Genomic DNA, 21,513 nt, shown 5'->3' on the forward strand with positions numbered 1-21,513 from the left:
ATCCTTAAGCATCGGTGCGGGAAGGGAATTGCTCACCCCAACGGCATAACGCCTCTGCTCCAGCATTGAGCGCCGCTCCGCTTTCTGTCAACGAATAGACGACCTTAGTCGGCGATCCCGGATAGACTTCTCGGTTCACAAGCCCGTCAGCCTCCAGTTCGCGTAATTGCTGCGTCAGCATCTTTTCACTGATCGCCGGAATCGACTGCCTCAACCGGCCGAACCTGCGAGATGCCTTTCCAAACTCGCAAAGAATATCCACTTTCCACTTCCCTTCGATCGCCTTGATCGCGGTTGCGAAGCCGCAATCGCCCGTCGGCTTATTCATGATGCTCTCCTTACCGCTGGGTAACCACTTACCTCCAGGTGCGTATTGTGCGCGCCATTCACTCCGACATACCTCTGCCCTTAACGGCAAAACCATGGCACCGCGCGCCTATTGGCATCTATTGGTATGGAGTGTTGCAATGAAGCTTTCAATCAGCGTTGTGGGGACGGGTCGTATGGGATCGGCGCTCGCCCGCGCCCTGCTCCGGTCGGGATATCGGACGACGGTCTGGAACAGGACGAAACAGAAGGCCGAACCGCTGGCCGCGCTCGGCGCCACTGTCGCGGGGTCCGTCCTGGAAGCTGTCAATGCGGCTGAAATTATCATTGTGAACGTAAGCGACTACCAGGCAACCGCTGCAGTTCTGCACGACGAGGCCGTTGCTTCAGCCATTCGCGGCAAGCTGGTCGTGGAACTCACTTCGGGAACGCCGCATGGCGCACGCGAAGCCGCTGAATGGTTTGCCGAGCACGGAGCCAGCTATCTCGATGGCGCGATCATGGCCACGCCGGATTTCATCGGCACAGATGCCGGGACGATACTGATCTCGGGGCCAAGGCAGGCTTTCGACGCGAACGAGGAGATGTTTCGTGCCTTGGGCGGCAATGTCCAGCATATCGGGGAAGAGCCGGGACGTGCCAACGCACTTGATAGCGCGCTGCTTGCTCTCATGTGGGGCGCGCTGTTCGGCACGCTCCATGCGATCGCCGTGTGTCAGGCCGAAGAGATCGACCTCGGCGAGTTGGCTCGGCAGTGGACCGCAATAGCGCCTGTTGTTGACGGGCTTGTCGCCGACCTCATCAACCGGACGAATGCTGGCCGTTTTGCCAGCGACGACGAGACGCTCTCGTCGATCTCCCCGCACTACGGCGCATTCCAGCATCTCCTGGAGCTGATGGAGGCGCGCAAGATCGACCGCTCTGTGGTCGACGGTTACGACGCGATCTTCCAACGGGCGATTGCAGCTGGCCACCTACATGATGATTTTGCGGCGTTATCGCAATTTCTGGGAAAATCCAGATGAGATCTCTCCGACCTGGATTGCGAGAGGGTGACTGGCTGAGCGGATTTTCATTATGCAGTTTTCAGCCTTAGGCGGACCAAGCCTTGTCGTCAGCCAGCGGGCCTTTAACGATGAGCTGGTTGCGGCAAAGAAGAAGGCGAGCATGAGCCGAGTCAGACCAGTGATCTGCATTAGGGGAATAGGATGCCTTTGACGCTTCTCATCGATTCGTATTGTGCTGCCTGGTCCGATGAAAACGCCCAGCAGCGGCGGGCGTTGCTGTTACCGATCTGGAGCGAGGGCGCGACATACACAGATCCTACAGTCCATGCGACCGGCGCGGAAGAACTGCTCGCGCACATCGCAAGAGTTCTGACCAAGCATCCCGGTGCCCGCATCTTACGGACAAGTGACGTGGACGTTCATCATGGGATCGCACGCTTCGCGTGGAAGTTTGTGATGCCTGACGGATCGTCCTTCCCCGAGGGTTTGGATATAGCTTTCCTCGACTCCAGCCAGAAGCGAATAACACGTATCATCGGCTTTTTTGGACCGTTGGTAAGGTCTTCAGTGTCATAGGCCACACACCAAATTGTTCAGCCAGATCGGTTATCTCCGGCAATCACATCCCCTGTACCTCTTAAGACCGAGCGGCTACCGCATCTCGGTCCGGTCGCAAAATCGTCGCGTTAGTCCCTAAGTTCTGTTTCGCACTATTAGTCGCAGGAGAGCACTAAACGCGTGGTTCTTGACGATCTCACGCGAATTTTGCATTTTGAAAATAGCGCTACGTAGGGTGCACCGGCTTTGGGCCGACTGGGCAATGCCCGCCTGCGAACTTCAAAGGTAGCGCCTATGCCGAACCTCGAAAACCTTAAGAAGCAAGCCAAGCAGTATTTGCGGTGGCATCGCGAGCGGTATTATCCGGTCGCGGCCCAGATCCGGGCTGCTTTGCCACGATTTCAGCACCTCGACGATACTCAGATACTGGAATCCAGCTTCAAGCTAAATGACGCGCAAGAACTTGTCGCGCGTCAATTGGGATTCGAGGGGTGGCAGGCGCTCAAGTCAGGAGCCCATGTCATGACCACTCAAAGCAGACAGAACGCACCCCGCCCCATTCTGAGTTCCGCCTCCGCGCAACTGTTCGTCTCCGACATCAAAGCGTCGTGTGGCTTTTTCGCGGACAAACTCGGCTTTGCAATCGACTTCGTTTATGGGGACCCACCATTCTACGGGCAGGTTATACGTGACAAAGCGCAGCTCGCACTGCGGCTGGTCTGCGAGCCTGTGTTTGTTGACGACATACGACAACGCGAACATCTGCTCTCCGCCTCAATTACGGTCGATACCGCAAGCGAGATCAAGCGACTCTTTCTGGATTTCCAAGCCGCCGGAGTGGATTTTCACCAGACGCTCAAGAAAGAGCCGTGGGGTGCTCGAAATTTCATTATTCTGGACCCGGACGGAAATCTCATACTATTTGCTGGTCCGGCCGACTGAACATATCCTCGAATCTCCGGGCACCGCCCTGGATTGTCGCAAAACTCCTACAGACCGTGTGTCGCAGGTTTTAGGAGCTTTGCGACAAAGCCTTCGCCATCAAGCTGATCGACCGGCACGTGCCAGCCCGTGCGCCACCAGCCGATCGATAATCTCCGGGTAGCTGACGCCGCTTGCCGCCATTGCCTTGGAATACATGCTGATATCGGTGAAACCGGGAATGGTGTTGAGCTCGTTGATGAGGACGCGCATGTCGGGGGTCACGAAGAAATCAACGCGGGCCATGCCGTCGCAGCCGACCGCACGGAAGGCCTTTGCTGCCATCGCGCGGATATTGCCTTCGATCTCCTGCGGCAGTTCGGCCCGGACTTTCAGCGCGGCGCCGTGCTCATCGATATATTTGGCGTCGTAGCTGTAGAAACCGTGGCTCTGTGCCGGCACGATCTCGCCGGGACGGGAAACGAAGAGGCCGCCTTCCGTATCCTCCAGCACGCTGCATTCGATCTCGCGACCTTGAATGAACTCTTCGGCCAGCAGCTTGCGGTCGTGCCTAAAGCCTTCTGTCAGCGCTGCCTCGTAGTCTTTTTCAGCCGAAACCTTGCTGACGCCGACAGAGGAGCCCTGTCGGGCCGGTTTGATGAAAAGCGGAAGCCCAAGCGCGCTCTGCAGTTCCGCAAAGGCCAGCGCGCCGCCGTGGTGGATTGTGACGGACCGCGCGGCGGGCAAGCCCGCCTCGTACAGCAGCCGCTTGGCAATGTCCTTGTCGAGGGCTGCGGCCGAACCGAGAATACCGCAGCCGGCGAGCGGCACGCGCGCCACTTCCGCCAGCCCCTGCACTGAGCCGTCCTCGCCGTGGAGGCCGTGCAAGGCGGGAAACAGGATGTCGATGTCAGGCAGTTCGTGGGCCGCGCCATGGGTCGGGATCGCCATCATCCGTCCCTGTCCGCCCGGCACGAGGCAGACTTCGGTACCGCTCGACGGTTTCGCCAGCGTGCCGCCCTCGAGGCTGCTCAGCAGCCATTGTCCTTCGCGGGTGACGAAGATGGGAACGGCATCGTATTTCGCGGGTTCCAGCGCACGCAGGATATTGGTTGCCGACAGCACCGAAACGTCATGCTCGGCGGAGCGTCCGCCAAAGAGCACGGCAATGCGCAGTCTTTTCGAGGTGTCGGCCATGAGCGTCTCCAAAATGGTCTGGCAGAAATGCCGGCGGCAGGGTCCGAATCTCGGTGCGCAGCCCGATCGTTTGCCGACGAAAGCACAGCCTTCAAGCCCTGTCTGAGAAGGGGTGCTTTGGTTCGGTCTCCTCCCCAGTGCTCCTCTTATTGAAGCGAGCGCAGCATGAGACCTGAATAGGGAGAGAATACGCTGCCCTCTGCTCTGCTTCGCAAATAGCTGAGGTTGCCTTAATCATAAATCTGTGTTTATCATAAGTCATGGTTTATAATTACGCAGGTGTGGTGGCACTGGCTGACCCCACGCGCAGAAAGGTATTCGAGCTTGTGGCCGAAGGGCCGCGTTCGGTGGCGAACCTCGCTCGAATCCTGCCGGTGTCTCAGCCCGCGATCTCTCATCACCTGAAGGTGCTGAGGGAGGCGCGGCTGGTCCGCGCCGAGCCTCGCGGCGCCAGCAACATATATCATGTCGACCCTCACGGTCTCGGCGAGATGCGTGCCTGGCTCGACCAGATGTGGGGGAACGCGCTCGACGCCTTCCGAAACGAGATCAACAAAGCCAAGGAGCGAAAAGAATGACGGCGATCATTAAACCAGCGCCTGTGCGCAAGTCGGTCACTGTGGACGTGCCGGTTGCCACGGCGTTTGAAGTGTTCACGAGCGGGTTTGGACGTTGGTGGCCGGCGTCCCACTCGATAGGCAAGTCCGCGCTCAGGAGCGCGACTATCGAGCCAAAGGCAGGCGGCCGCTGGTTTGAGACCGGCGAGGATGGGGCGGAATGCGACTGGGGCGAAGTGCTGACGTGGGAACCGCCAAACCGCATCGTCCTGGCGTGGCGGATTCGCGCCGACTGGCAATATGATCCGTCGCTGCTGACCGAAGTCGAGGTCAAGTTCTCCGAGGCCGGCGAGAACGCGACTCGCGTCGAGCTGGAGCATCGTCAGCTTGAGAACATGGGCGCGGCCGGCGAAGCGGCGCGTGAGATTTTCGAATCCGATCGTGGCTGGAGCGGCATCCTGCAAGGTTATGTCCAGCTGATCGAGAAGCGGTAGGCTGCCAATCGATCGGCCAACACACTTACCCTTTGAGTACGTGAAAGGTGCGCTTCAATTCGCAATGCATATGCTATAGCTGAAGATCAGGAGTGCGGTCTGCCGCTTACTGAGGCAACGAAGGCGAAAGCGTATTAGTCGCAGTGTATGAGAGCCGTACCGGTGAGATGAGACGAAGCGGTCGAAGACAGGCTAACACAAGGCCCGGCGTTCTGCTCAGCGTGAGTGCTGGTCTGCGGCTGCTCGCTTCGTTGCTCTTTCTGATCTGGACCATTCCTGCGGCAACAGCCGACCAGGTCGGACATGATGTAGCTAAAGAGCAAATGAGGCTCGCTGCGTCCAAACCGGTCGCGACCATCCTTGTCCGCGACATTGCGCGCCGTGTTGGTGCTGAGACTTCCCGTTTCAAAACGGGAACGCCTGCCATTGCGGGAAACGGCAAGCCCTTTTGCATAATCCCGGATTTGCGCCTGCCGCTCGAAACCGCGTCAGCCGCATCGTTTGGAATAGGGTCTGAAGACCGGCCGAAACTGTCGCCGATCCGCGCCTTTGATGCGCGCGCGCCTCCGCTTCTCCCGGCATGATCCTGGCCGCGCGACCGCGGCCCCCGACTCCCAAAACTTTCACATCGCGTTCCGTTCGGGCTCTCGTCGAGTTGCTCGCCGATCGGAACGCCAAAGCTCTTGTCGGAGGCGGTTTCCGCCCGATATGGGCTGAACGGACAAGAACATGCTGCATTTTTCGCGCTGGAAGACCATTCTCATCTGGCTGACGGTCCTAGCCGGTATCCTGTACGCAGCTCCCAATCTGGTTCCCGCCTCCACTCTGGCATCGCTGCCGAATTGGCTGCCAAAGCAGCAACTGACGCTGGGTCTAGACCTGCAGGGCGGCTCGCACATCCTGCTCCAGATCGATCGGCAGGACCTCGCCAACGAACGCCTCGAATCGGCACGCGACGAGGTCCGCACATCGCTGCGCGATGCCCAGATCGGCTATACCGGGCTTTCCGGCACCGCCAATTCCATCCAGGTCCGCATTCGCGACCAAGGCCAGATCGAAGCTGCGAAGACCGCACTCGAAAGATTGACGCAGCCGATCTCGACCGGCCTTTTCATGAGCGGCTCGGTGACCGAGATGGAGATGGCCGAGCCGGAACCGGGCCTGCTGCGTTTTACGCTGACCGAAGCCGGGGTCGACTACCGGATCGCCGCGGCGCTGACTCAATCGATCGAGGTGGTGGGCCGGCGCGTCAACGAACTCGGCACGACCGAGCCGATCATCCAGCGACAGGGATCAGAGCGCATCATGGTCCAGGTGCCGGGCCTGCAGGATCCGCAGCGGCTGAAGGATATTCTCGGACAGACGGCGAAGCTGACCTTCCAGATGGTCGACCAGTCGATTCCGGTCGAGGAGGCGATCTCCGGCCGCCCGCCGGCGGGCTCGACGGTGATGTATTCGACTGACGAGCCCCGGGTTCCCCATCTGATCGAGAACCGGATCATCGTCTCCGGCGAAAACCTCGTCGATGCGCAGGCAACCTTCGACCAGCGCACCAACGAGCCGGTGGTCTCGTTTCGCTTCGACAGCCGCGGCGCCACCCGCTTCGGTCAGGCTACTCAGGCCAATGTCGGGCGCCTGTTCGCGATCATCCTCGACAACGAGGTGATCTCCGCGCCTCAGATCCGCGAACCAATCCTGGGCGGCACCGGGCAGATATCCGGCAGTTTCACGGTCGAGAGCGCGAACGATCTTGCGGTCCTGCTGCGCGCCGGCGCGCTGCCTGCCGACCTCACCATCGTCGAGGAACGCACCGTCGGTCCGAGCCTCGGCAGCGATTCGATCGAGGCGGGCCAGTTCGCGTCGATCGTCGCCGGGTTCCTCGTCGTCGGCTTCATGCTGTTCGCCTATGGGCGACTGGGACTGATCGCGAATGTCGCGCTCCTGGCCAACGTCGCACTGATCATCGCCGTCCTGTCGGTTCTTGGGGCAACGCTGACGCTGCCTGGCATCGCCGGCATCGTGCTGACGATGGGCATGGCGGTCGATTCCAACGTCATCATTTTCGAGCGCGTCCGCGAAGAGAATCGCCAAGGGCGCTCGATCGTGCAGTCGATGGATTCCGGATTCAAACAGGCGCTGGCGACAGTTGTCGACGCCAATGTGACGACGCTGATTGCCGCCGTCATCCTGTTCTTCCTCGGCTCAGGGCCTATCAAGGGGTTTGCCGTCACCCTCGCCATCGGCATCGTCACCACCGTGTTCACGGCCTTCACGCTGACGCGCTGGCTGGTCGCATTCTGGCTTCGCCGGCAGCGCCCGAAAGCCATGCCCAGCGGTGTCATGCGCCTGGTGCCCGACGACACGCGGGTGCCGTTCATGGCATTCCGAAAGTACGCCTTCACGCTGTCCCTGCTATTGTCGATCGCTTCGGCAGCGCTGTTCTTCACTGTCGGCATGAACTACGGCATCGACTTCCGCGGCGGTTCGAGCATCGAGGTGCAAGCGAAGGGCCAGCAGGCCGACATCGGCGACATTCGTGAGCGCCTGACGGGCCTCGAACTGGGTGAGGTGCAGGTGCAGGAGTTCGGGTCGGCCCGGGATGTGCTGATCCGCATCGGCACCCAGGGGGGCGGCGACATTGCCGAACAGTCCGCCGTTGAGAAGGTAAGAAGCGCGCTCGAAACCGACTACGAGTTCCGCCGCATCGAGGTTGTCGGTCCGACGGTGTCCTCCGAACTCGCGTTCAACGGCACAATGGGCGTGCTCGCCTCGCTGCTGGCGATGCTCGTCTACATCTGGATCAGGTTCGAGTGGCAGTTCGGGCTGGGTGCCATCATTTCGACGTTCCACGACGTGATCCTGATGGTTGGCTTCTACGTCGTCGCGGGCATAGAGTTCAATTTGACCTCGATAGCCGCGATCCTGACCATTGTCGGCTATTCCATCAACGATACAGTTGTTGTCTATGATCGGGTCCGCGAGAATCTGCGCCGCTATAAAAGGATGCCGATTGCCGAACTGCTCGACCTGTCGATGAACCAGACACTGGCGCGAACGGTCCTGACCGGCGTGACCACGCTGTTTGCGCTGGCGGCGCTTTCGATCTGGGGCGGCGAGGTCATCCAGTCCTTCACGGTCGCGATGATCTTCGGCATTCTCGCCGGCACCTATTCCTCCATCTTCGTCGCCGGGCCGCTGCTGATCCTGTTCAAGCTCCGGCCGGGCGCCCTCAGTCCAGAGGAAGCCGCAGCGGCGAAAGAGCCGCCGGCGCGACAGGCCTTATGACACAACGATGGGGGCGGATCGGACCGTGACGGCTCGAAGCTGATCCACGACAGCGTCGGTTTCGGCGCTGGTCGTGGCTCGACCAAGACTGAAGCGAACGGCGCCCATGCCGATCTTCTCGGGCACGCCCATGGCCGTGAGCACTGGGGAGAGCTTGATCCGGCCGGCGTGACACGCCGAACCGGTCGACGCCGCGACGCCCTCGAGACGCGAAAGCACGTCGGCGCCGATCATGCCGACGAATGAAACGTTGAGCGTGTTGGGAAGGCGGTGCTGAGGGTGCCCATTGAGCGCGACATGGTCGCCGAAAGTTTCCTGCAGCGCGTCCCAAAAGCGATCACGCAGTACGCGGACGCGCGCCATCGGCTCCAGGTCGCTCGCGAGCGCACAGGCGGCGCCGAGGCCGACCGCCAGCAAGGCGCTCTCGGTGCCAGCGCGACGGCCATGTTCGTGCCCGGCGCCATGGATCAGCGGCTCGAGCCTGAGCCCGCCTCGGACATAGAGCGCACCGACACCCTTCGGCGCGTAAAGCTTGTGGCCTGCGATGGTCAGCAGATCGACGCCAAGCGTGTCGACCTTGGTTGCAATCTTGCCGACCGACTGCGCAGCGTCGGTGTGAAACCGGACGCCATGCTCCCGCGCAATAGTACCGATCTCCTCGATCGGCTGGATCGTGCCAACCTCATTGTTGGCGTGCATGACGGTGATCAGGATGGTGCGCGGCGTGATGGCACGACGCACATCCTCGGGATCGACCCGGCCCGTGCTGTCGACCGGCACATAGGTCACTGCCGCGCCGAGCTGCTCGAGGAACCGGCAAGGGGCGAGAATGGCCGGATGCTCGACCGTGGTGGTAACGATGTGCTCGCCCTTGTGCCTCAGCGCGAAGAACGTGCCCTTGATCGCCAGGTTGTTGGCCTCGCTGCCGCCGCTTGTGAACACGATCTCGTCGGGTGCGCAGTCGAGCAGCGCCGCAACCTGGCTGCGGGCCTTCTCCAGCGCAGCCTTCGCCGGCATGCTCGCCCAATGCCCGCTCGATGGATTGCCGAAAGCCTCATCCAGATATGGCCGCATGGCAGCCGTAACCGAAGGATCGATCGGCGTGCTGGCGTTGTAGTCGAGATAGATCGATGTCATGCCCGGGAGCCTCCTTCGCGGTTTGTCGCCCGGCGATCAGCTTGCGCGGCTATTCCCGCATGAATGCCTGAACCTCTTCGGATGTCACTTTGCCGTCCTTGTTTGCGTCCACCTTGTCGAAGATTCGCTTATGGATGGCGGTGATCTCTTCGAAGGAAAGTGCGCTGTCACCGTCCGTGTCGGCAATGGCGAACATGATCTTCATCATGTGCCCGCGCATGCGCATCATCGGCATTGCGCCCATCATGCCGGGCTGCATCATCTCGCCCATCATGCCCTGACCCATGCCTTGGCACATCATGCCCCGGCCCATGCCTTGGCCCATCATGCCCTGGCCCATCATGCCGGGAGGCATCATGCCGGGTTGAGCGGGCTGTGCACCTTGGTCTTGTCCCGCCATACCTCCAGGCTCGGGAGACGGCGCCGCCTGCGCGACCGTCGTATCGGGATGGTGCGGATCGGCGGCGGTTGTTTGCGCGGCGGCTGTAGCCGTCGCGCCGGCGGCGACAATGGCGGCGAGCGCGGTCACGCGCGTCAGTGAAATCAACGTCATAATATCCTCCTTCCTCTCATGAGCTCGGCAGTTCTGATTCGCTGGCGGCTCTGCGGCCGGAAATGCTTTCGGCTCTTTCCGTACTGCCGGCAAACCGCTGGTCGCGGTCAAATTCCAATATAAAGCCAAAAGGCAGCGCGGCGACTTTGCGCCGGATCAATTGCTCGGGCAGCGATCTGCCGCTGTCATGTTGTCCTCCTCGAGGACGGATGGGGCTCGGTTTCGCTCATCACGACAGCTACGACCAGCCCTGAGAGAAACGTCAGCGCGGCGATCGATGTGATCGCCCATGACAGCCCGAAGCTGTCGGCGATGAGGCCGGCGGAGAGCGCCCCGATCGCGTAGCCGAGATCCCGCCAGAACCGGTAGACGCTGAGTGAGCGGGCGCGCCAGGTCGGATGCGAGGCATCGGAGACGGCTGCGATCAAGCTCGGGTAGACCATCGCCGTGCCGAGGCCGAGCAGAAGGCTGCCGACGATCCACCACTCGAACTGGCGCGTCGCCGCGGTGAGAAACAGACCGGCGGCCTGAACCCACATGCCGGCGACGATCAGGCCTTTGCGCCCCCAGCGATCGCTCAAGGGACCCGTGACGATCTGCAAGATACCCCATGTCGCGGGATAGATCGCCTTGAGGATGCCGATGCGCTCGACACCGAGGCCGAAGGAAGCGAAGAACAATGGGAAAATGCCCCAGCTCATTCCGTCGTTGAGATTGTTGACGAGGCCGGCCTGCGAGGCGGCGAACAGGTTGCGATCCCCGAACGAGGTGAGCGCGAAGACCTGCCGAAAGCTGATCGGCGCGGCCTGCTGGGCGTGGGATGAAGCCTCCAGCCGAACATGGTCGCGCGTGTCGCACACGAGCAGGATCGACAGTGCGGCACCGAGGACGGCATAGCCGATGCCGAGATAGATCGGCACTGGCCGCAGTCCGTATTGCGAGGCGAGATAGCCGGTCAGGAACGCCGTCACCCCGACGGCGAGATAGCCGGCGAACTCGTTGAGGCCGACGGCAAGGCCGCGCGACTTCGGCCCGACGAGATCGACTTTCATGATCACCGTCATCGACCAGGCGAGCCCCTGGTTGACGCCGAGCAATGCGTTGGCCGCAATCACCCATTCCCAGGTCGGCGCCCAGATGATCATGAACGGCACCGGCAGGCCGACCAGCCATCCCAAAACGAGCACGCGCTTGCGGCCCCACGCGTCGGCAAGCTGGCCCGAGACCAGATTGGCCAGCGCCTTGACGACGCCGAAGCTGACGATGAAGGAGACGATGAGCGTCGTCGACGTGACGTGGAACTCCTCCGATCCGATCAGCGGCACTACCGTTCGTTCTATTCCGACCATGCCGCCGACAAAGGCGTTGATCACGACGAGCAGCGCGAATTGCGGCCAGTTCTCCCTGAGGCCGAGCCTGACGGGTGAACCCGCCTTGCCTGGAACCGATGCCGCTTCGTCCATGGCTCAGGCCGCCGCAGCCAGGGCGGAATTGGCGGCCCGGAGCGCCGCGGCCTCCGGCGGAGCCGGCGGAATCTCGGCGAGCATGAAGCGAATGAACGCGGCTTCGTCCTCGATCCGGAGGGCCTCGTTGTGGCGTTTCTCGAAACCGATGGTCGACCACGGCTTGCCGCTCAGGCGCCGGCCGCAGACCGAGCCAGCATAGGCGCCGGGGAGCACCTCGACATGATCGGGAAGCGCCTTGAGCCGACCGGCGCTGCGAAAGAGATCCTTTGCGCCTTGCTCGGCGCTGACGGCGAGTTCGGTGCGACCGAGATCGCCGGCCATCAGCGTGTGGCCGGTCAGCACGAACCACGGCTCGTCGGCACGCGTGCGGTCGCTGACGAGAAGGCAGATATGCTCAGGAGTGTGACCGGGCGTATGCAGAACGGTTGCGGTGACGTTGCCGAGCGAGAGGACCTCTCCGTCGCGCATGCCTTTGAACGGGAACGCAACATCCGCCTCCGCCGAGAGCACGTAGGCGGCGCCCGCCGCTTCGGCGAGCGCGCGGCCGGAGGAGAGATGGTCGGCATGAACATGCGTGTCGACGACGAAATGGATGCGCATGCCGGCGTCTTCGGCGGCGCGCAGGTAGAACTCGATGTCGCCGGCCGGATCGACGACGGCCGCAGCTGCTTTGCCGCCGCAACCGAACAGGTAGGAGACGCCGACCGGATCGGTGTGAAGGAACTGGCGAAGGATCATGGTCTTGCGCTCCTCGTTGCAAAGGGCTAGAACATTCAATCATTCCGCTGAATGTTTCACTGAGGAGAAGCCGTGTCAAGCACCGGACCGAAACAGGCGATCTATGCGAGCCTTGCCGAAGTGGCCCAGGCACTCGGCCATCCGCACCGGCTCGAGCTTCTGGAGCACCTGGCGCAAGGTGTGCGCAGTGTCGAGGACCTCTCCGCGCGAGCCCATCTGAGCTTCGCCAACACGTCGCGCCACCTGCAGATCCTGCGGCGGACGCGCCTCGTCGAGACGGAGCGCCGCGGCAAGCACGTGCTCTATAGCCTCGCCGGCGACGCCGAGGTGGTGGCGCTGATCAAGGCGCTCGGCCGGGTCGGCGAGCGAAACGTGGCCGAAATCGGCCGCGTCATGGCCGACTACTTCCGCGCTCGCGATGCAATGGAACCGGTGTCGCGAGACGATCTCGTCTCGAGGCTGCATGACGGCATGGTCACGGTTCTCGACGTGCGGCCAGAGGACGAGTTTGCGGTCGGACATCTTCCAGGCGCCCTCAACATCCCGCTGGCCGAGCTGGAGCGTCGCTTGGGCGAACTACCGGCGGATCGGGAAGTGATCGCCTATTGCCGCGGCCCCTATTGCGTTCTGTCGTTCGAAGCGGTCGCCGCCTTGCGGGAGCGGGGCTATCTCGTCCGTCGGCTCGAGGACGGCTATCCCGAATGGAAGGCCGCCGGCCTGCCTGTCGAAACGGCCGCCTGAAACAGGACACGCGGGGACGAGTCCCAGGGATCAGAAAGCCGTCCTACTCCGCGGGAGTTGGAAAGTGCTTTTCAAGCCAGGTTCGCCAACTTGGCTCCTCCCGTTTTACAACGCTCGCTGCATCGTCGCCAAAGAGGAAAAACCGCACGGACAGGAATGTCATCCCGCCCATCGGCAAGGCGAAGAGGTGCGCGAAGCCCGGCGCGGGCTGGTCCAGCCGGACCACCAGTTCGGGATGGTCTTGCGGCCCTGTTCGTTCGACGACGCCCTCGAATGCCTGCGCGTCCGAGGCCACGCGCCGTTGTTCAGTCGCATTCGCCAGGCCCAGGGGTTCAACCAGCTTTCGCCATCCATCGGCTAAAGGTTCAGAGGACGGGACCAAGAGCTGAAAAGCCGAGCCGTGCTGTCCGGGAAAATGCGTGAGGTAGAGGCGGAGCAAGCGGAAGAAGGAGATCCATCCGTAGCTGTGGGCCTCGAACTGATCATCCCAATCATCGGAAGTCGCGAACCAGCGATGGACTACGCGAACGGTGCAAAGCCCGCCGGACTTTGCCTCGACAATCCATTCCGTCGCTACCGTTCCCGGCTCACCCGGTGCTTCTGCGACAAACCGCTTGGGCGGCTCCCAAGCTGTGATGGTGGCGACCGCATCCATGCTTCCATCGGCAGCGAAATGCGAAACGGCGGTTCCTCCGATGCGGCCTTCGAGTTCGCTCGGCACGAACCATTGAGATATTCCAGGTCCCGTTGCGATCGCGTTCCAGACGTCCTGCGGTGTACCGGGGACATCCACTTGCGCCTCGACCGAGCGATTGCCGGCCGTGTCTTTTTTTACTGGCATTGAAAGTCCTTTCCTTGCGGATTGGCTGGTGAAGGATGCGCCGTCACGACAAGGCGATGGGACCGTCCATGCGGCGCGGTTTCGTCGTGATAGCGTGCCGCCAGCGTGGTGATGGCCTCAGTCAGTTCACGCGTGAACGAGGCCCGGTCGGCGGCGGAGCGGAAGCGGATTTCGGTGTCGATCGCCAAGGTCGCCAGGCGCTTGCCGGCATCGGTGGCGGCGCGCTGGAGGGCTCCGACCTCCCGCACCAGCCGAGCGCCGAGCGCGATGAGGTAGCTCGCCGACAGGCGGTCCGGGGTGCGGTCCGGATCGGCGCCGACCGGACCCAGCGCGCTCGTCGAGATGACATAGGTTATGGCGCTCGCCACCATGAGCCGCTCCGTCAAGCCCCCCCATTTCCGCCTGTCTGCAACTTGGACAAGCCCGTGCTCTTCCAGAGCATGCAGGTGGTAATTGATCTTCTGCCGCTTGAGACCGAGCCGTGTGGCGAGGGTAGCGGCCGAGGCGGGCTCCCGCAGTTCCGAGAGGAGCTGACTCCGAACGGGCTCCAACGCGGCGGCGGCCGCGCTCGGCCGATCTATGACTTCGATATCGAACATGCAGCCCTCACATTGACAAGCTTTCCTGTCAATGCCAGTTGACGAGTATATTTGTCAAGAGTGAAAGGGCCGCTTCGTTTCAATAAGGGGGCGCAAGGGTGGGCGCGAGGCCCGCTACGGAAGACGACGCGTCGCCGCCCGCAGCGGGACAATTGCAATGACAGTGCCGTTCGTTGTAGCCATTTCCGACCGCTCGATTTTGGAGGAGATGCAGCATGGACCGATTCACTGGCGGTTGCCTGTGTGGCAACGTCCGAATTGTGGCGTCGGGACTCCCATACCGGGTCGGACTTTGTCACTGTCTCGACTGCCGCAAGCATCATGGGGCCCTTTTTCACGCTTCCGCGGTGTTCCCCCAGGATGCGGTGACGATCGAAGGCGAGACGCGCGACTACGCCGGGCGGTTTTTCTGTCCCCGCTGCGGCTCGACAATTTTCGGACGCACCGCAGACGAAATCGAGTTGAACCTGGGATCCCTGGATGCCCCCGACCAACTGATGCCAACCTACGAAAGCTGGATCATCCGTCGCGAGTCCTGGTTGCCGCCGTTTCCGCTCACGAGACGATACGAGCGCGATCGTGACGCCACGAGTCGCTTTGAGGAATAGCTCGCACGAACCGTGCGAAGGTGCCGTTGACCGAGATGTACGCCTTGATCGACATCTCGAACCAGATGCTAGAGGACAGCGCCTTCGATCACGCCGGCGCCTTACTCCGGAAGACCGGCCTTGCGGAAGCCGTCAACGAAATGCTCGAGCGTCGCAGCGTCGCGGAATGGCTCCGTCGTGGCCCAGTGGCGGGTAGTGAAATGCGGGTTGCCGACGAGGAACAGTTCGGCCTCTGCGCGCGCCTCGTCGAGCCGGCCCAGTTGGGCAAGGCTTGCCGCCAGGAAACGGCGTGAGCTTGTACGATAAGTCTCGTCCCTGCGCAGTGTCTCGACAGCGGCCTCGTATGCGCCGGCCGCATATTGCGCCTGGCCGAGCGCCAGATAGTACCAACTTGCCGGAAACGGGTTCAGCCGGAATGCCTTGCGAATGTGCTCAAGGCCCTCCTCGACCCGTCCGGCCAGGACCGCGATGTCGGATAATGCCGCCCAGGCATCGGCCTCGTTCGGGTCGAGCTCGATCGCCTTGGCGAATTCCGCATCCGCCTCGGCGAAGCTGCGCTCATAGGCAAGCAGGTAAGCCAAAACCCAGCGGCAGCCGGCATCGTTCGGGTCGATCCATACGGCTTTGCGCGCCAGTTCCAAAGCAACGCTACGGGACGTTTCGGTTGGTCCGCCGGAATGCACCCATCCCATCCAGTGGTTCATGGCAAGCCAGCGATAGGCCTCGGCATATTCCGGATCGAGCGAAACCGCGCGGGTGAGCATCAGATGCGCTTCGCGCGCCGTCTGCGGCGAATCATCCATCAGCTTGCGCGCCCGCACGCAGAGATCGTAAGCCTCGAGATTTTTAGGCCGACTGCGCGGCGGCGGTGCGCGCAGCCTGCCGAGCAACGCCTCCACGATCTTGCCGGTGACCTCGTCCTGAACGGCAAAAATATCTTCCAGGCTGCGATCGAAGCGTTCCGCCCAGAGATGATCGCCACTCACCGCGTCGACCAGCTGGGCGTTGATGCGCACGCGCCCTGCAGCGCGTCGTGCGCTCCCCTCCAGCAGATAGCGCACGCCAAGGTCCTCAGCGATCTCGCGCACGTCCATCGCCTTTCCTTTGTAGGCAAAGGCCGAATTGCGTGCGATGACGAACAGGCCGGAGATCCTGGACAGGTCGGTAATCAGGTCCTCGGTCAACCCATCCGCGAAGGATTCCTGCTCGGGATCGTTGCTGAGATTAACGAAGGGCAGCACGGCTATCGATGGCTTGTCGGGCAGCGGCAAAGGTTTTCGTTTCGCGCCACCGAGCTGTTCGACGGCCCCCGTGAAGCGATAGCCGACGCGCGGAACCGTGGCGATCCATTCGCCGCCGTCGGCGGCCGGACCAAGCAGCTTCCGCAACTGCGCGATCTGGACGGTGAGGTTGCCTTCCTCGACGGCCGTGCCCGGCCACGCCGCGTCCATCAACTCGGCCTTGCTCAGGATTTCGCCGGGCCGTCCAACGAGCGCCGCAAGCAGCTTTAGCCCGCGGTAGCCAACGGCAACGGGGACATCGTTGCGAAGCAGCGTTCCCGCACCGGAATCAAGCACGAACGGACCAAAGGCAAAGCGCGATCCTTGCATGCGGCGTATCTATAGCCCGTTTGGAAGTTTTGAGAACTATTTGGAAGAGCTTAATTACGACGCTGTTCGTTTCCTGCAGAATTCAGCCTCTTTCAGGTCGAGGGTCCCCGGACCTTCAAACCAGATGGAGGTTGCTATGAACGATACTCTTGCATCGGTCCGGCATCAGGCAGCGCGGCCGGGAACGCCCTTGCGGCCAGCGGAAATGTCGCGTCGGTACTACAGCCTGGCGACCCTGCGAAGCATTGTCGCGGCCTGGGACGAGCGGAAACGCTTTCGCTGGGAACTTGAGCAAATGTCGAAGGACAATCCCCATTTGATCGACGATATCGGTCTGACGAGACGGCAGGTCGAGGCAGAGATCGCCAAGCCGTTCTGGCGGCGATAATCCTCGTCGGCTCAAGGCCGCGAAGCCGATACCGTCATCCTCGTCCTTGAGGTTGCGGCAGATTGCGAAATCGCACTAAGCAAATGAGTCAGGTCCAGGTCAAAGCCTAAACTAGGCGCCAATGCGCTGGCCGACTCGACGGGGCGCTTAAGAGCTTGGCCGGTCCGGGCTGATCTCGGCCAGCTCGCTCGCGCCGGTCGTGGACACTGACAAATAGCCCGACCATGAGGAAGACCGGCCACAGGCTCTTCGGCAACATCCGGAACTCGTGCCGCTCGTTTGAGTTGAACTCCAGTTCTAGACAGCAAAACGGAACCTTGCCATGAGCCTGCCTGCTCAACGCCGAATGGGTCTCTCCGGTGGAACCGAGCTTGCTTACGTCACTGCGGGCGATCCATCCAACCCCGCTTTGCTCCTCCTGCACGGCTTCCCGAGCTCATCGCGAACATTTCGCGATATAATCCCTGGCTTGGCGCGCGTCGCCTATGTGATCGCGCCCGACCTCCCGGGCCATGGCCAGTCAGACGTTCCGCCGACACCCTCCTTCGCCGCGATCAGCGAGGCAATTTCCGAATTGCTGGCCCACCTCGTGATCGGGCGTCGCTTCATCTACGTGCATGACTGGGGCACCGCTGTGGGCCTGCAGATCGCCATCCAAGCGCCCGAGCTGGTTTCGGGCCTCATCATCCAGAACGCAAACGCACATCGTACCGGCTTCGGGCCCCTTGTGGGACGCCGCATTGAAGTTCTGGTCAGAACCGACAAAAGAGAACGAAACGGCCGCAACCCCCGACCTGACCTTTGAATTCACGCGCGAGCAATATACGGGCGGTCTGCCGGAGGAGGTCGCCGCCACGATCAAAGGCGAACCCTGGGTCGAGGACTGGAGGGTGATAAATCTTCCCGGCCGCATGGAGACCCACCGCGCGCTTATCGGCGACTACAAAAGCCATGCTGCGCGTTTCGATACGATCGCCGCCTATTTGAAGAAATGGCAACCGCCTGCGCTCATGCTGTGGGGCCGTCACGACCCCTAGTTCGATATCGCCGAAACGCTGTCCTGGATGCAGGATCTGCCGCGCATGGAAGCGCATGTTTTCGACGGCGGGCATTTCCTACTTGAGACGCACGCCGAACCAGCACTCTCCCTCATGATCGAGTTCATCAAGCGAACACAGGAGAGAGCGACGCAATTCCCGTAACCAAAACCAGACTTCAGCGGCGATTCCATCCGGCGAGTCGCGAGATCAAGCAGGGACGTAGGTCAACCTGATCACGTCCTCGCCAATCCGATCATTAGTCATAAGGCGGAGTGGCGGCCGGGGGCCGGCGAAATATGGCTTGCCGTGGCCAAGCACGACGGGGTGCAGGTAGATGCGATACTCATCAATCAGGCCAAGTTCGGTGAGGCTTCGCGCCAAGTCCGGGCCAGCAACTTCGATCTCCCCGTCGCGCTCGGCCTTCAGCTCTCGGATCGCGCCCTCAAGATCATCCTCAACAAGCCGAGCGTTGGGACCAACCGACTTCAACGAGCGCGAGACGACCCATTTCGGCTGGTTCCGCCACGCCGCCGCGAAGGCGTGTCGCTCTGCATCCCATTCAGGATGATCGTCGTCCCAGTAACGCATGACCTCATACATTTTGCGACCGTACACACTGCCCGCCTGCCCCTGAGCCTCCTCGATGAAATGGCGGAAGAGCGTGGGGCTTGGCGCAAACGCCATATGGTCAACGTAGCCGTCCAGGGACTGGTTCATTCCGAACACGAGCTTAGCCATACCCACCTCCTTCCTCACGCGGCACATCCGCGCGGTTCTGATTGCGTTACGCAATCGGTTGTAAGCTAGATCGACTGATGGCCGATCGACAGAAGCGAGAAATCATACCGGACCTCCTTCTGCACTACGAGTGCCCGGATTGCTGCTTCTTTGATCCAGTTAAGGTTCTTTCTTTCGCAAGTCCTTCACGACATCGAGGAAAGCCCGCAGTGCCGGCGGCACGGCTCGATGTCCGGGATAGTAGACCGCGACCCCTTCCGGAGCGGGCATCCATGCGGTCAAGACCTTACGCAGCCGGCCATCGGATATGGCCGCTTCGGCGGCCCAATCCGCCACATAGGCGATGCCCAGACCCTCTATTGCGGCTTCGACCATCAGTTCCTCGTCATCGAGGACGATGGAGCCGTTTGCGTCGATCCCGAGTTCCTGGCCGGCGCGTTCGAACTCCCATCGATAGAATTTGCCGCTGGGCATACGATGGCCGATGCAATGGTGGCGTTGCAATGCCTCGGGCGTTCCCGGGTCGCCGAAGCGATCGAGATAGGCGGGCGAGGCGACACAGATGAACGTCAACGGGCGTGCAAACGGCACGGCGATCATGTCCTTGGGGACCGATCCGAGGAGGCGCACGCCGGCATCGAACCCGCTGGATACGATATCGATGAGCCGCCCCTCGACGACGATGTCCACGGTCACGTCCGGATGGCGCTCCGCCATCTGCGGAAGAACCCAGCGAACGAGAAGCCCGGCCACCAATCGCGGTGCGTTGATGCGGACCGTGCCCGCGACATTGCCCCGGAACCCCGCGACGCTGTCGAGCGCCTCGTCCAGCGAGGCGAGCGCCGGCTGAAGGCGGTCAAGCAACCGGAATCCGGCTTCTGTCGGTGAGACGCTGCGTGTGGTGCGGTTCAGAAGGCGCACGCCCATGCGTTCCTCGAGCGCACGCATCGCATGGCTCAATGTGGAAGGTGCCGTGCCGATCTCGTCCGCTGCGCGGCGGAAGCTGCGGTGTGTGGCAACGGCCACGAAGGCGGTGAGATCGTTGAGCGACGGGCGGAGCATTGATGGTGATTTTGCATCATCTCATGCCGATTTCAACGGCTAATGCACGCAATGGGATTGCCTTATCTCCAGCCTGGATCAATTGGAGATGATGAGAAATGGAAAAGACCTGGGTCATAACGGGTGTGTCGTCCGGTTTAGGCCGGCTGCTGGCGGAGAAGGCCCTGATCAGGGGAGACCGCGTCGTCGGTGCCAGCCGCAGCAAGGACGCACTTCCCGACCTGCGTGCACGCTACCCCGAACGGCTCCGCATCGTCGCAATGGACCTCAAGGACCAGAGCTCAGTCCGCGCCGCGGTCGACCGCGCCTTCGCCGCATCCGCTCGGATCGACATCGTCGTCAGCAATGCTGGCTATGGCCTGCTCGGCGCGGCGGAAGAGGCTGGCGATGTGCAGGTTCGGGACATCATCGACACCAATCTCATCGGCTCGATCGCACTCATCCGGGCGGCGTTGCCGCATCTGCGCAGCCAGGGTGGCGGCCGGATTCTACAGGTATCGAGCGAGGGAGGCCAGATCGCCTATCCGGCTTTCAGCCTCTATCACGCGACCAAGTGGGGTATCGAGGGGTTCGTCGAGTCCGTGGCGCAGGAGGCTGCTCCCTTCGGCATCGAGTTCACCCTTGTGGAACCTGGGCCGGCGCGGACCGGGTTCGGCGGCAATCTCGCGCGGACCAAGCCGCTCGCGGCCTATGAGGGAACACCCGCCGGTCAGATCCGCGAGGCGCTTCGTGTCTCATGGGTGATCAAGGGCGACCCCGACCGCATGACGGACGCAATGATCAGGCTTGCCGATCAGGATGGTCCGCTTCCGAAACGGCTGGTGCTCGGTTCCGAGGCCTATGCCGGCATCCGCAGGACACTCGGCGGACGCATCGAGGAGCTCGACCGGCAGAAGGACATCGCGGTCGCGGCGGATTTCACAGACGAGGAGTTGGCGCGGCTGTGACCCACCCTGTCCCGCCGATCCAGAGCTGCATGGCACCGTCGTGCAACTCCGCCCGTTGATCCCGATAGATTCCCCCAGCTCCGGCCCGCTGCCGGTCCGCTCCCGTTATCAAGACAGAAAGGAACACGAAATGCCTGCACGTGACGCAATCTATCCGGCCAAACGCCACGCGTTATACGATATCCACCGCTATTCCGCGGCCATTCGCTCCGGCGATCTTCTCTTTGTGTCGGGCCAGGTCGGGAGCCGTGAGGACGGCTCGCCCGAGCCCGTATTCGAGGATCAGGTTCGACGGGCCTTCGCCAATCTGCGCGCGGTCTTGGCCGCCGCCGGCTGCCGCTTCGACGACGTCGTCGACGTCACAACGTTCCACACCAACCCGGACGAACAGATCGAGACAGTTCTGGCCGTCCGAGCGGAAGAGATCGGTGCACCTCCCTACCCGAACTGGACGGCAGTGGGCGTCAATTGGCTTGCTGGCTTCGATTTCGAGATCAAGGTCGTCGCCCGCATCCCTGCGACGACCAGCGGCCGGGCGGCGGACAAGCGCTGATCGCTCGCCCTGCAGTTTCTGTATTGGCGATTGTACCCCGACGACGGAAACGGCAGCGCGGCGCGCCCCAGCACGGGGCTCGCGATGTCCGTCCAACGATCAATATGCGAGCTTTGCCTTGGGCCAAAATACGTCATTCGGCCGCA

25 protein-coding genes are annotated in these 21,513 nt (G+C 62.0%); 14 read left to right on the top strand and 11 right to left on the bottom strand.

Features of this window, described 5'->3' with window-relative positions; translation table 11 throughout:
* Nucleotides 1–4: 4 nt before the first annotated feature.
* Nucleotides 5–328 carry a winged helix-turn-helix transcriptional regulator gene (locus tag IHQ72_RS02030; protein ID WP_258120910.1) on the bottom strand — a complete coding sequence of 108 codons (324 nt, stop codon included), beginning with the start codon at nt 326–328 and terminating at the stop codon, nt 5–7.
* Nucleotides 329–422: 94 nt separating this feature from the next.
* Between IHQ72_RS02030 and IHQ72_RS02035 the strand changes: the two genes are divergently transcribed.
* The 3 genes from IHQ72_RS02035 to IHQ72_RS02045 all read left to right on the top strand — a co-directional run bounded on the left by IHQ72_RS02035 (nt 423) and on the right by IHQ72_RS02045 (nt 2,834).
* Entirely contained in the window at nt 423–1,352 is a 930-nt protein-coding gene (locus IHQ72_RS02035) for an NAD(P)-dependent oxidoreductase (protein WP_258120911.1), read from the top strand.
* A gap of 183 nt (nt 1,353–1,535) precedes the next feature.
* Nucleotides 1,536–1,910, top strand: a complete 375-nt coding sequence (locus IHQ72_RS02040; RefSeq protein ID WP_258120912.1) for a hypothetical protein — start codon at nt 1,536–1,538, stop codon at nt 1,908–1,910.
* 276 nt (nt 1,911–2,186) lie between these two features.
* The gene (locus IHQ72_RS02045) at nt 2,187–2,834 is read left to right on the top strand and encodes a VOC family protein (protein ID WP_258120913.1); all 648 of its coding nucleotides are present in this window, start codon (nt 2,187–2,189) and stop codon (nt 2,832–2,834) included.
* 99 nt (nt 2,835–2,933) lie between these two features.
* On the opposite strand, the gene IHQ72_RS02050 is transcribed toward IHQ72_RS02045, so the two are convergent.
* On the bottom strand, nt 2,934–4,010 hold the full coding sequence (locus IHQ72_RS02050; RefSeq protein ID WP_258120914.1) for a D-alanine--D-alanine ligase family protein: 1,077 nt from the start codon (nt 4,008–4,010) through the stop codon (nt 2,934–2,936).
* A 260-nt stretch (nt 4,011–4,270) separates the two neighbouring features.
* Here IHQ72_RS02050 and IHQ72_RS02055 point away from each other — a divergent pair, with 260 nt between their 5' ends.
* From IHQ72_RS02055 to secDF, 4 genes are all read left to right on the top strand, one after another.
* Complete coding sequence (locus tag IHQ72_RS02055) at nt 4,271–4,588, top strand: ArsR/SmtB family transcription factor (RefSeq protein ID WP_258120915.1); 318 nt, start codon at nt 4,271–4,273, stop codon at nt 4,586–4,588.
* Entirely contained in the window at nt 4,585–5,061 is a 477-nt protein-coding gene (locus IHQ72_RS02060) for an SRPBCC family protein (protein WP_258120916.1), read from the top strand. The genes IHQ72_RS02055 and IHQ72_RS02060 overlap by 4 nt, the downstream gene beginning before the upstream one ends.
* A gap of 251 nt (nt 5,062–5,312) precedes the next feature.
* Nucleotides 5,313–5,645, top strand: a complete 333-nt coding sequence (locus tag IHQ72_RS02065) for a hypothetical protein (protein ID WP_258120917.1) — start codon at nt 5,313–5,315, stop codon at nt 5,643–5,645.
* 145 nt (nt 5,646–5,790) lie between these two features.
* Complete coding sequence (gene secDF / locus IHQ72_RS02070; protein WP_258120918.1) at nt 5,791–8,346, top strand: protein translocase subunit SecDF; 2,556 nt, start codon at nt 5,791–5,793, stop codon at nt 8,344–8,346.
* Here secDF and IHQ72_RS02075 read toward each other — a convergent pair.
* The 4 genes from IHQ72_RS02075 to IHQ72_RS02090 all read right to left on the bottom strand — a co-directional run bounded on the left by IHQ72_RS02075 (nt 8,341) and on the right by IHQ72_RS02090 (nt 12,240).
* A complete protein-coding gene (locus IHQ72_RS02075) occupies nt 8,341–9,483 on the bottom strand; it encodes a cysteine desulfurase family protein (protein WP_258120919.1) in 1,143 nt (380 codons plus the stop codon). The genes secDF and IHQ72_RS02075 overlap by 6 nt on opposite strands.
* 49 nt (nt 9,484–9,532) lie before the next feature.
* Nucleotides 9,533–10,036, bottom strand: a complete 504-nt coding sequence (locus tag IHQ72_RS02080) for an EF-hand domain-containing protein (protein ID WP_258123705.1) — start codon at nt 10,034–10,036, stop codon at nt 9,533–9,535.
* Nucleotides 10,037–10,221: 185 nt separating this feature from the next.
* The gene (locus IHQ72_RS02085) at nt 10,222–11,499 is read right to left on the bottom strand and encodes an MFS transporter (RefSeq protein WP_258120920.1); all 1,278 of its coding nucleotides are present in this window, start codon (nt 11,497–11,499) and stop codon (nt 10,222–10,224) included.
* Nucleotides 11,500–11,502: 3 nt separating this feature from the next.
* Nucleotides 11,503–12,240, bottom strand: coding sequence for an MBL fold metallo-hydrolase (locus IHQ72_RS02090; RefSeq protein WP_258120921.1), 738 nt, complete (start codon nt 12,238–12,240; stop codon nt 11,503–11,505).
* Nucleotides 12,241–12,312: 72 nt separating this feature from the next.
* On the opposite strand from IHQ72_RS02090, the gene IHQ72_RS02095 reads away from it, so the two are divergent.
* Nucleotides 12,313–12,981 (top strand): ArsR/SmtB family transcription factor, encoded by a 669-nt coding sequence (locus IHQ72_RS02095; protein WP_258120922.1) that lies wholly within the window; start codon nt 12,313–12,315, stop codon nt 12,979–12,981.
* 43 nt (nt 12,982–13,024) lie between these two features.
* Here IHQ72_RS02095 and IHQ72_RS02100 read toward each other — a convergent pair whose 3' ends face one another.
* Both IHQ72_RS02100 and IHQ72_RS02105 read right to left on the bottom strand, forming a co-directional pair.
* A complete protein-coding gene (locus tag IHQ72_RS02100; protein ID WP_258120923.1) occupies nt 13,025–13,774 on the bottom strand; it encodes an SRPBCC family protein in 750 nt (249 codons plus the stop codon).
* Between the two features lie 38 nt (nt 13,775–13,812).
* Entirely contained in the window at nt 13,813–14,421 is a 609-nt protein-coding gene (locus IHQ72_RS02105; protein WP_258120924.1) for an ArsR/SmtB family transcription factor, read from the bottom strand.
* Nucleotides 14,422–14,636: 215 nt separating this feature from the next.
* Here IHQ72_RS02105 and IHQ72_RS02110 point away from each other — a divergent pair, with 215 nt between their 5' ends.
* Nucleotides 14,637–15,029 carry a GFA family protein gene (locus tag IHQ72_RS02110; RefSeq protein WP_258120926.1) on the top strand — a complete coding sequence of 131 codons (393 nt, stop codon included), beginning with the start codon at nt 14,637–14,639 and terminating at the stop codon, nt 15,027–15,029.
* A 101-nt stretch (nt 15,030–15,130) separates the two neighbouring features.
* Here IHQ72_RS02110 and IHQ72_RS02115 read toward each other — a convergent pair whose 3' ends face one another.
* On the bottom strand, nt 15,131–16,639 hold the full coding sequence (locus tag IHQ72_RS02115; RefSeq protein WP_258120927.1) for a winged helix-turn-helix domain-containing tetratricopeptide repeat protein: 1,509 nt from the start codon (nt 16,637–16,639) through the stop codon (nt 15,131–15,133).
* A 205-nt stretch (nt 16,640–16,844) separates the two neighbouring features.
* Between IHQ72_RS02115 and IHQ72_RS02120 the strand changes: the two genes are divergently transcribed.
* From IHQ72_RS02120 to IHQ72_RS02130, 3 genes are all read left to right on the top strand, one after another.
* Nucleotides 16,845–17,027, top strand: a complete 183-nt coding sequence (locus tag IHQ72_RS02120) for a DUF1127 domain-containing protein (protein WP_258123706.1) — start codon at nt 16,845–16,847, stop codon at nt 17,025–17,027.
* A gap of 322 nt (nt 17,028–17,349) precedes the next feature.
* Entirely contained in the window at nt 17,350–17,832 is a 483-nt protein-coding gene (locus IHQ72_RS02125) for an alpha/beta fold hydrolase (RefSeq protein ID WP_258120929.1), read from the top strand.
* Between the two features lie 85 nt (nt 17,833–17,917).
* Nucleotides 17,918–18,064, top strand: a complete 147-nt coding sequence (locus IHQ72_RS02130; RefSeq protein WP_258120930.1) for a hypothetical protein — start codon at nt 17,918–17,920, stop codon at nt 18,062–18,064.
* A 210-nt stretch (nt 18,065–18,274) separates the two neighbouring features.
* Here IHQ72_RS02130 and IHQ72_RS02135 read toward each other — a convergent pair whose 3' ends face one another.
* Together IHQ72_RS02135 and IHQ72_RS02140 are read right to left on the bottom strand one after the other, a co-directional pair.
* A complete protein-coding gene (locus IHQ72_RS02135; RefSeq protein WP_258120931.1) occupies nt 18,275–18,805 on the bottom strand; it encodes a dihydrofolate reductase family protein in 531 nt (176 codons plus the stop codon).
* Between the two features lie 159 nt (nt 18,806–18,964).
* Nucleotides 18,965–19,867 carry a LysR family transcriptional regulator gene (locus tag IHQ72_RS02140; RefSeq protein WP_258120932.1) on the bottom strand — a complete coding sequence of 301 codons (903 nt, stop codon included), beginning with the start codon at nt 19,865–19,867 and terminating at the stop codon, nt 18,965–18,967.
* 98 nt (nt 19,868–19,965) lie between these two features.
* Here IHQ72_RS02140 and IHQ72_RS02145 point away from each other — a divergent pair, with 98 nt between their 5' ends.
* On the top strand, nt 19,966–20,814 hold the full coding sequence (locus tag IHQ72_RS02145; RefSeq protein WP_258120933.1) for an SDR family oxidoreductase: 849 nt from the start codon (nt 19,966–19,968) through the stop codon (nt 20,812–20,814).
* Between the two features lie 130 nt (nt 20,815–20,944).
* Nucleotides 20,945–21,367 carry a RidA family protein gene (locus tag IHQ72_RS02150; RefSeq protein WP_258120934.1) on the top strand — a complete coding sequence of 141 codons (423 nt, stop codon included), beginning with the start codon at nt 20,945–20,947 and terminating at the stop codon, nt 21,365–21,367.
* Nucleotides 21,368–21,513: the final 146 nt, after the last annotated feature.

Source organism: Mesorhizobium onobrychidis (assembly GCF_024707545.1).
Taxonomy (GTDB): Bacteria; Pseudomonadota; Alphaproteobacteria; order Rhizobiales; family Rhizobiaceae; genus Mesorhizobium; species Mesorhizobium onobrychidis.

Bases quoted from the DNA above. Each gene is read 5' to 3' on its own strand.
- IHQ72_RS02135 (WP_258120931.1), bottom strand. From the start codon at position 18,805: ATGGCTAAGCTCGTGTTCGGAATGAACCAGTCCCTGGACGGCTACGTT.
- IHQ72_RS02055 (WP_258120915.1), top strand. From the start codon at position 4,271: ATGGTTTATAATTACGCAGGTGTGGTGGCACTGGCTGACCCCACGCGC.
- IHQ72_RS02105 (WP_258120924.1), bottom strand. From the start codon at position 14,421: ATGTTCGATATCGAAGTCATAGATCGGCCGAGCGCGGCCGCCGCCGCG.
- IHQ72_RS02035 (WP_258120911.1), top strand. From the start codon at position 423: ATGGCACCGCGCGCCTATTGGCATCTATTGGTATGGAGTGTTGCAATG.
- IHQ72_RS02075 (WP_258120919.1), bottom strand. From the start codon at position 9,483: ATGACATCGATCTATCTCGACTACAACGCCAGCACGCCGATCGATCCT.
- IHQ72_RS02110 (WP_258120926.1), top strand. From the start codon at position 14,637: ATGGACCGATTCACTGGCGGTTGCCTGTGTGGCAACGTCCGAATTGTG.
- IHQ72_RS02125 (WP_258120929.1), top strand. From the start codon at position 17,350: ATGAGCCTGCCTGCTCAACGCCGAATGGGTCTCTCCGGTGGAACCGAG.
- IHQ72_RS02120 (WP_258123706.1), top strand. From the start codon at position 16,845: ATGTCGCGTCGGTACTACAGCCTGGCGACCCTGCGAAGCATTGTCGCG.
- IHQ72_RS02115 (WP_258120927.1), bottom strand. From the start codon at position 16,639: ATGCAAGGATCGCGCTTTGCCTTTGGTCCGTTCGTGCTTGATTCCGGT.
- IHQ72_RS02150 (WP_258120934.1), top strand. From the start codon at position 20,945: ATGCCTGCACGTGACGCAATCTATCCGGCCAAACGCCACGCGTTATAC.
- IHQ72_RS02080 (WP_258123705.1), bottom strand. From the start codon at position 10,036: ATGACGTTGATTTCACTGACGCGCGTGACCGCGCTCGCCGCCATTGTC.
- IHQ72_RS02140 (WP_258120932.1), bottom strand. From the start codon at position 19,867: ATGCTCCGCCCGTCGCTCAACGATCTCACCGCCTTCGTGGCCGTTGCC.
- IHQ72_RS02030 (WP_258120910.1), bottom strand. From the start codon at position 328: ATGAATAAGCCGACGGGCGATTGCGGCTTCGCAACCGCGATCAAGGCG.
- IHQ72_RS02050 (WP_258120914.1), bottom strand. From the start codon at position 4,010: ATGGCCGACACCTCGAAAAGACTGCGCATTGCCGTGCTCTTTGGCGGA.
- IHQ72_RS02090 (WP_258120921.1), bottom strand. From the start codon at position 12,240: ATGATCCTTCGCCAGTTCCTTCACACCGATCCGGTCGGCGTCTCCTAC.
- IHQ72_RS02040 (WP_258120912.1), top strand. From the start codon at position 1,536: ATGCCTTTGACGCTTCTCATCGATTCGTATTGTGCTGCCTGGTCCGAT.
- IHQ72_RS02045 (WP_258120913.1), top strand. From the start codon at position 2,187: ATGCCGAACCTCGAAAACCTTAAGAAGCAAGCCAAGCAGTATTTGCGG.
- IHQ72_RS02060 (WP_258120916.1), top strand. From the start codon at position 4,585: ATGACGGCGATCATTAAACCAGCGCCTGTGCGCAAGTCGGTCACTGTG.
- IHQ72_RS02145 (WP_258120933.1), top strand. From the start codon at position 19,966: ATGGAAAAGACCTGGGTCATAACGGGTGTGTCGTCCGGTTTAGGCCGG.
- IHQ72_RS02085 (WP_258120920.1), bottom strand. From the start codon at position 11,499: ATGGACGAAGCGGCATCGGTTCCAGGCAAGGCGGGTTCACCCGTCAGG.
- secDF (WP_258120918.1), top strand. From the start codon at position 5,791: ATGCTGCATTTTTCGCGCTGGAAGACCATTCTCATCTGGCTGACGGTC.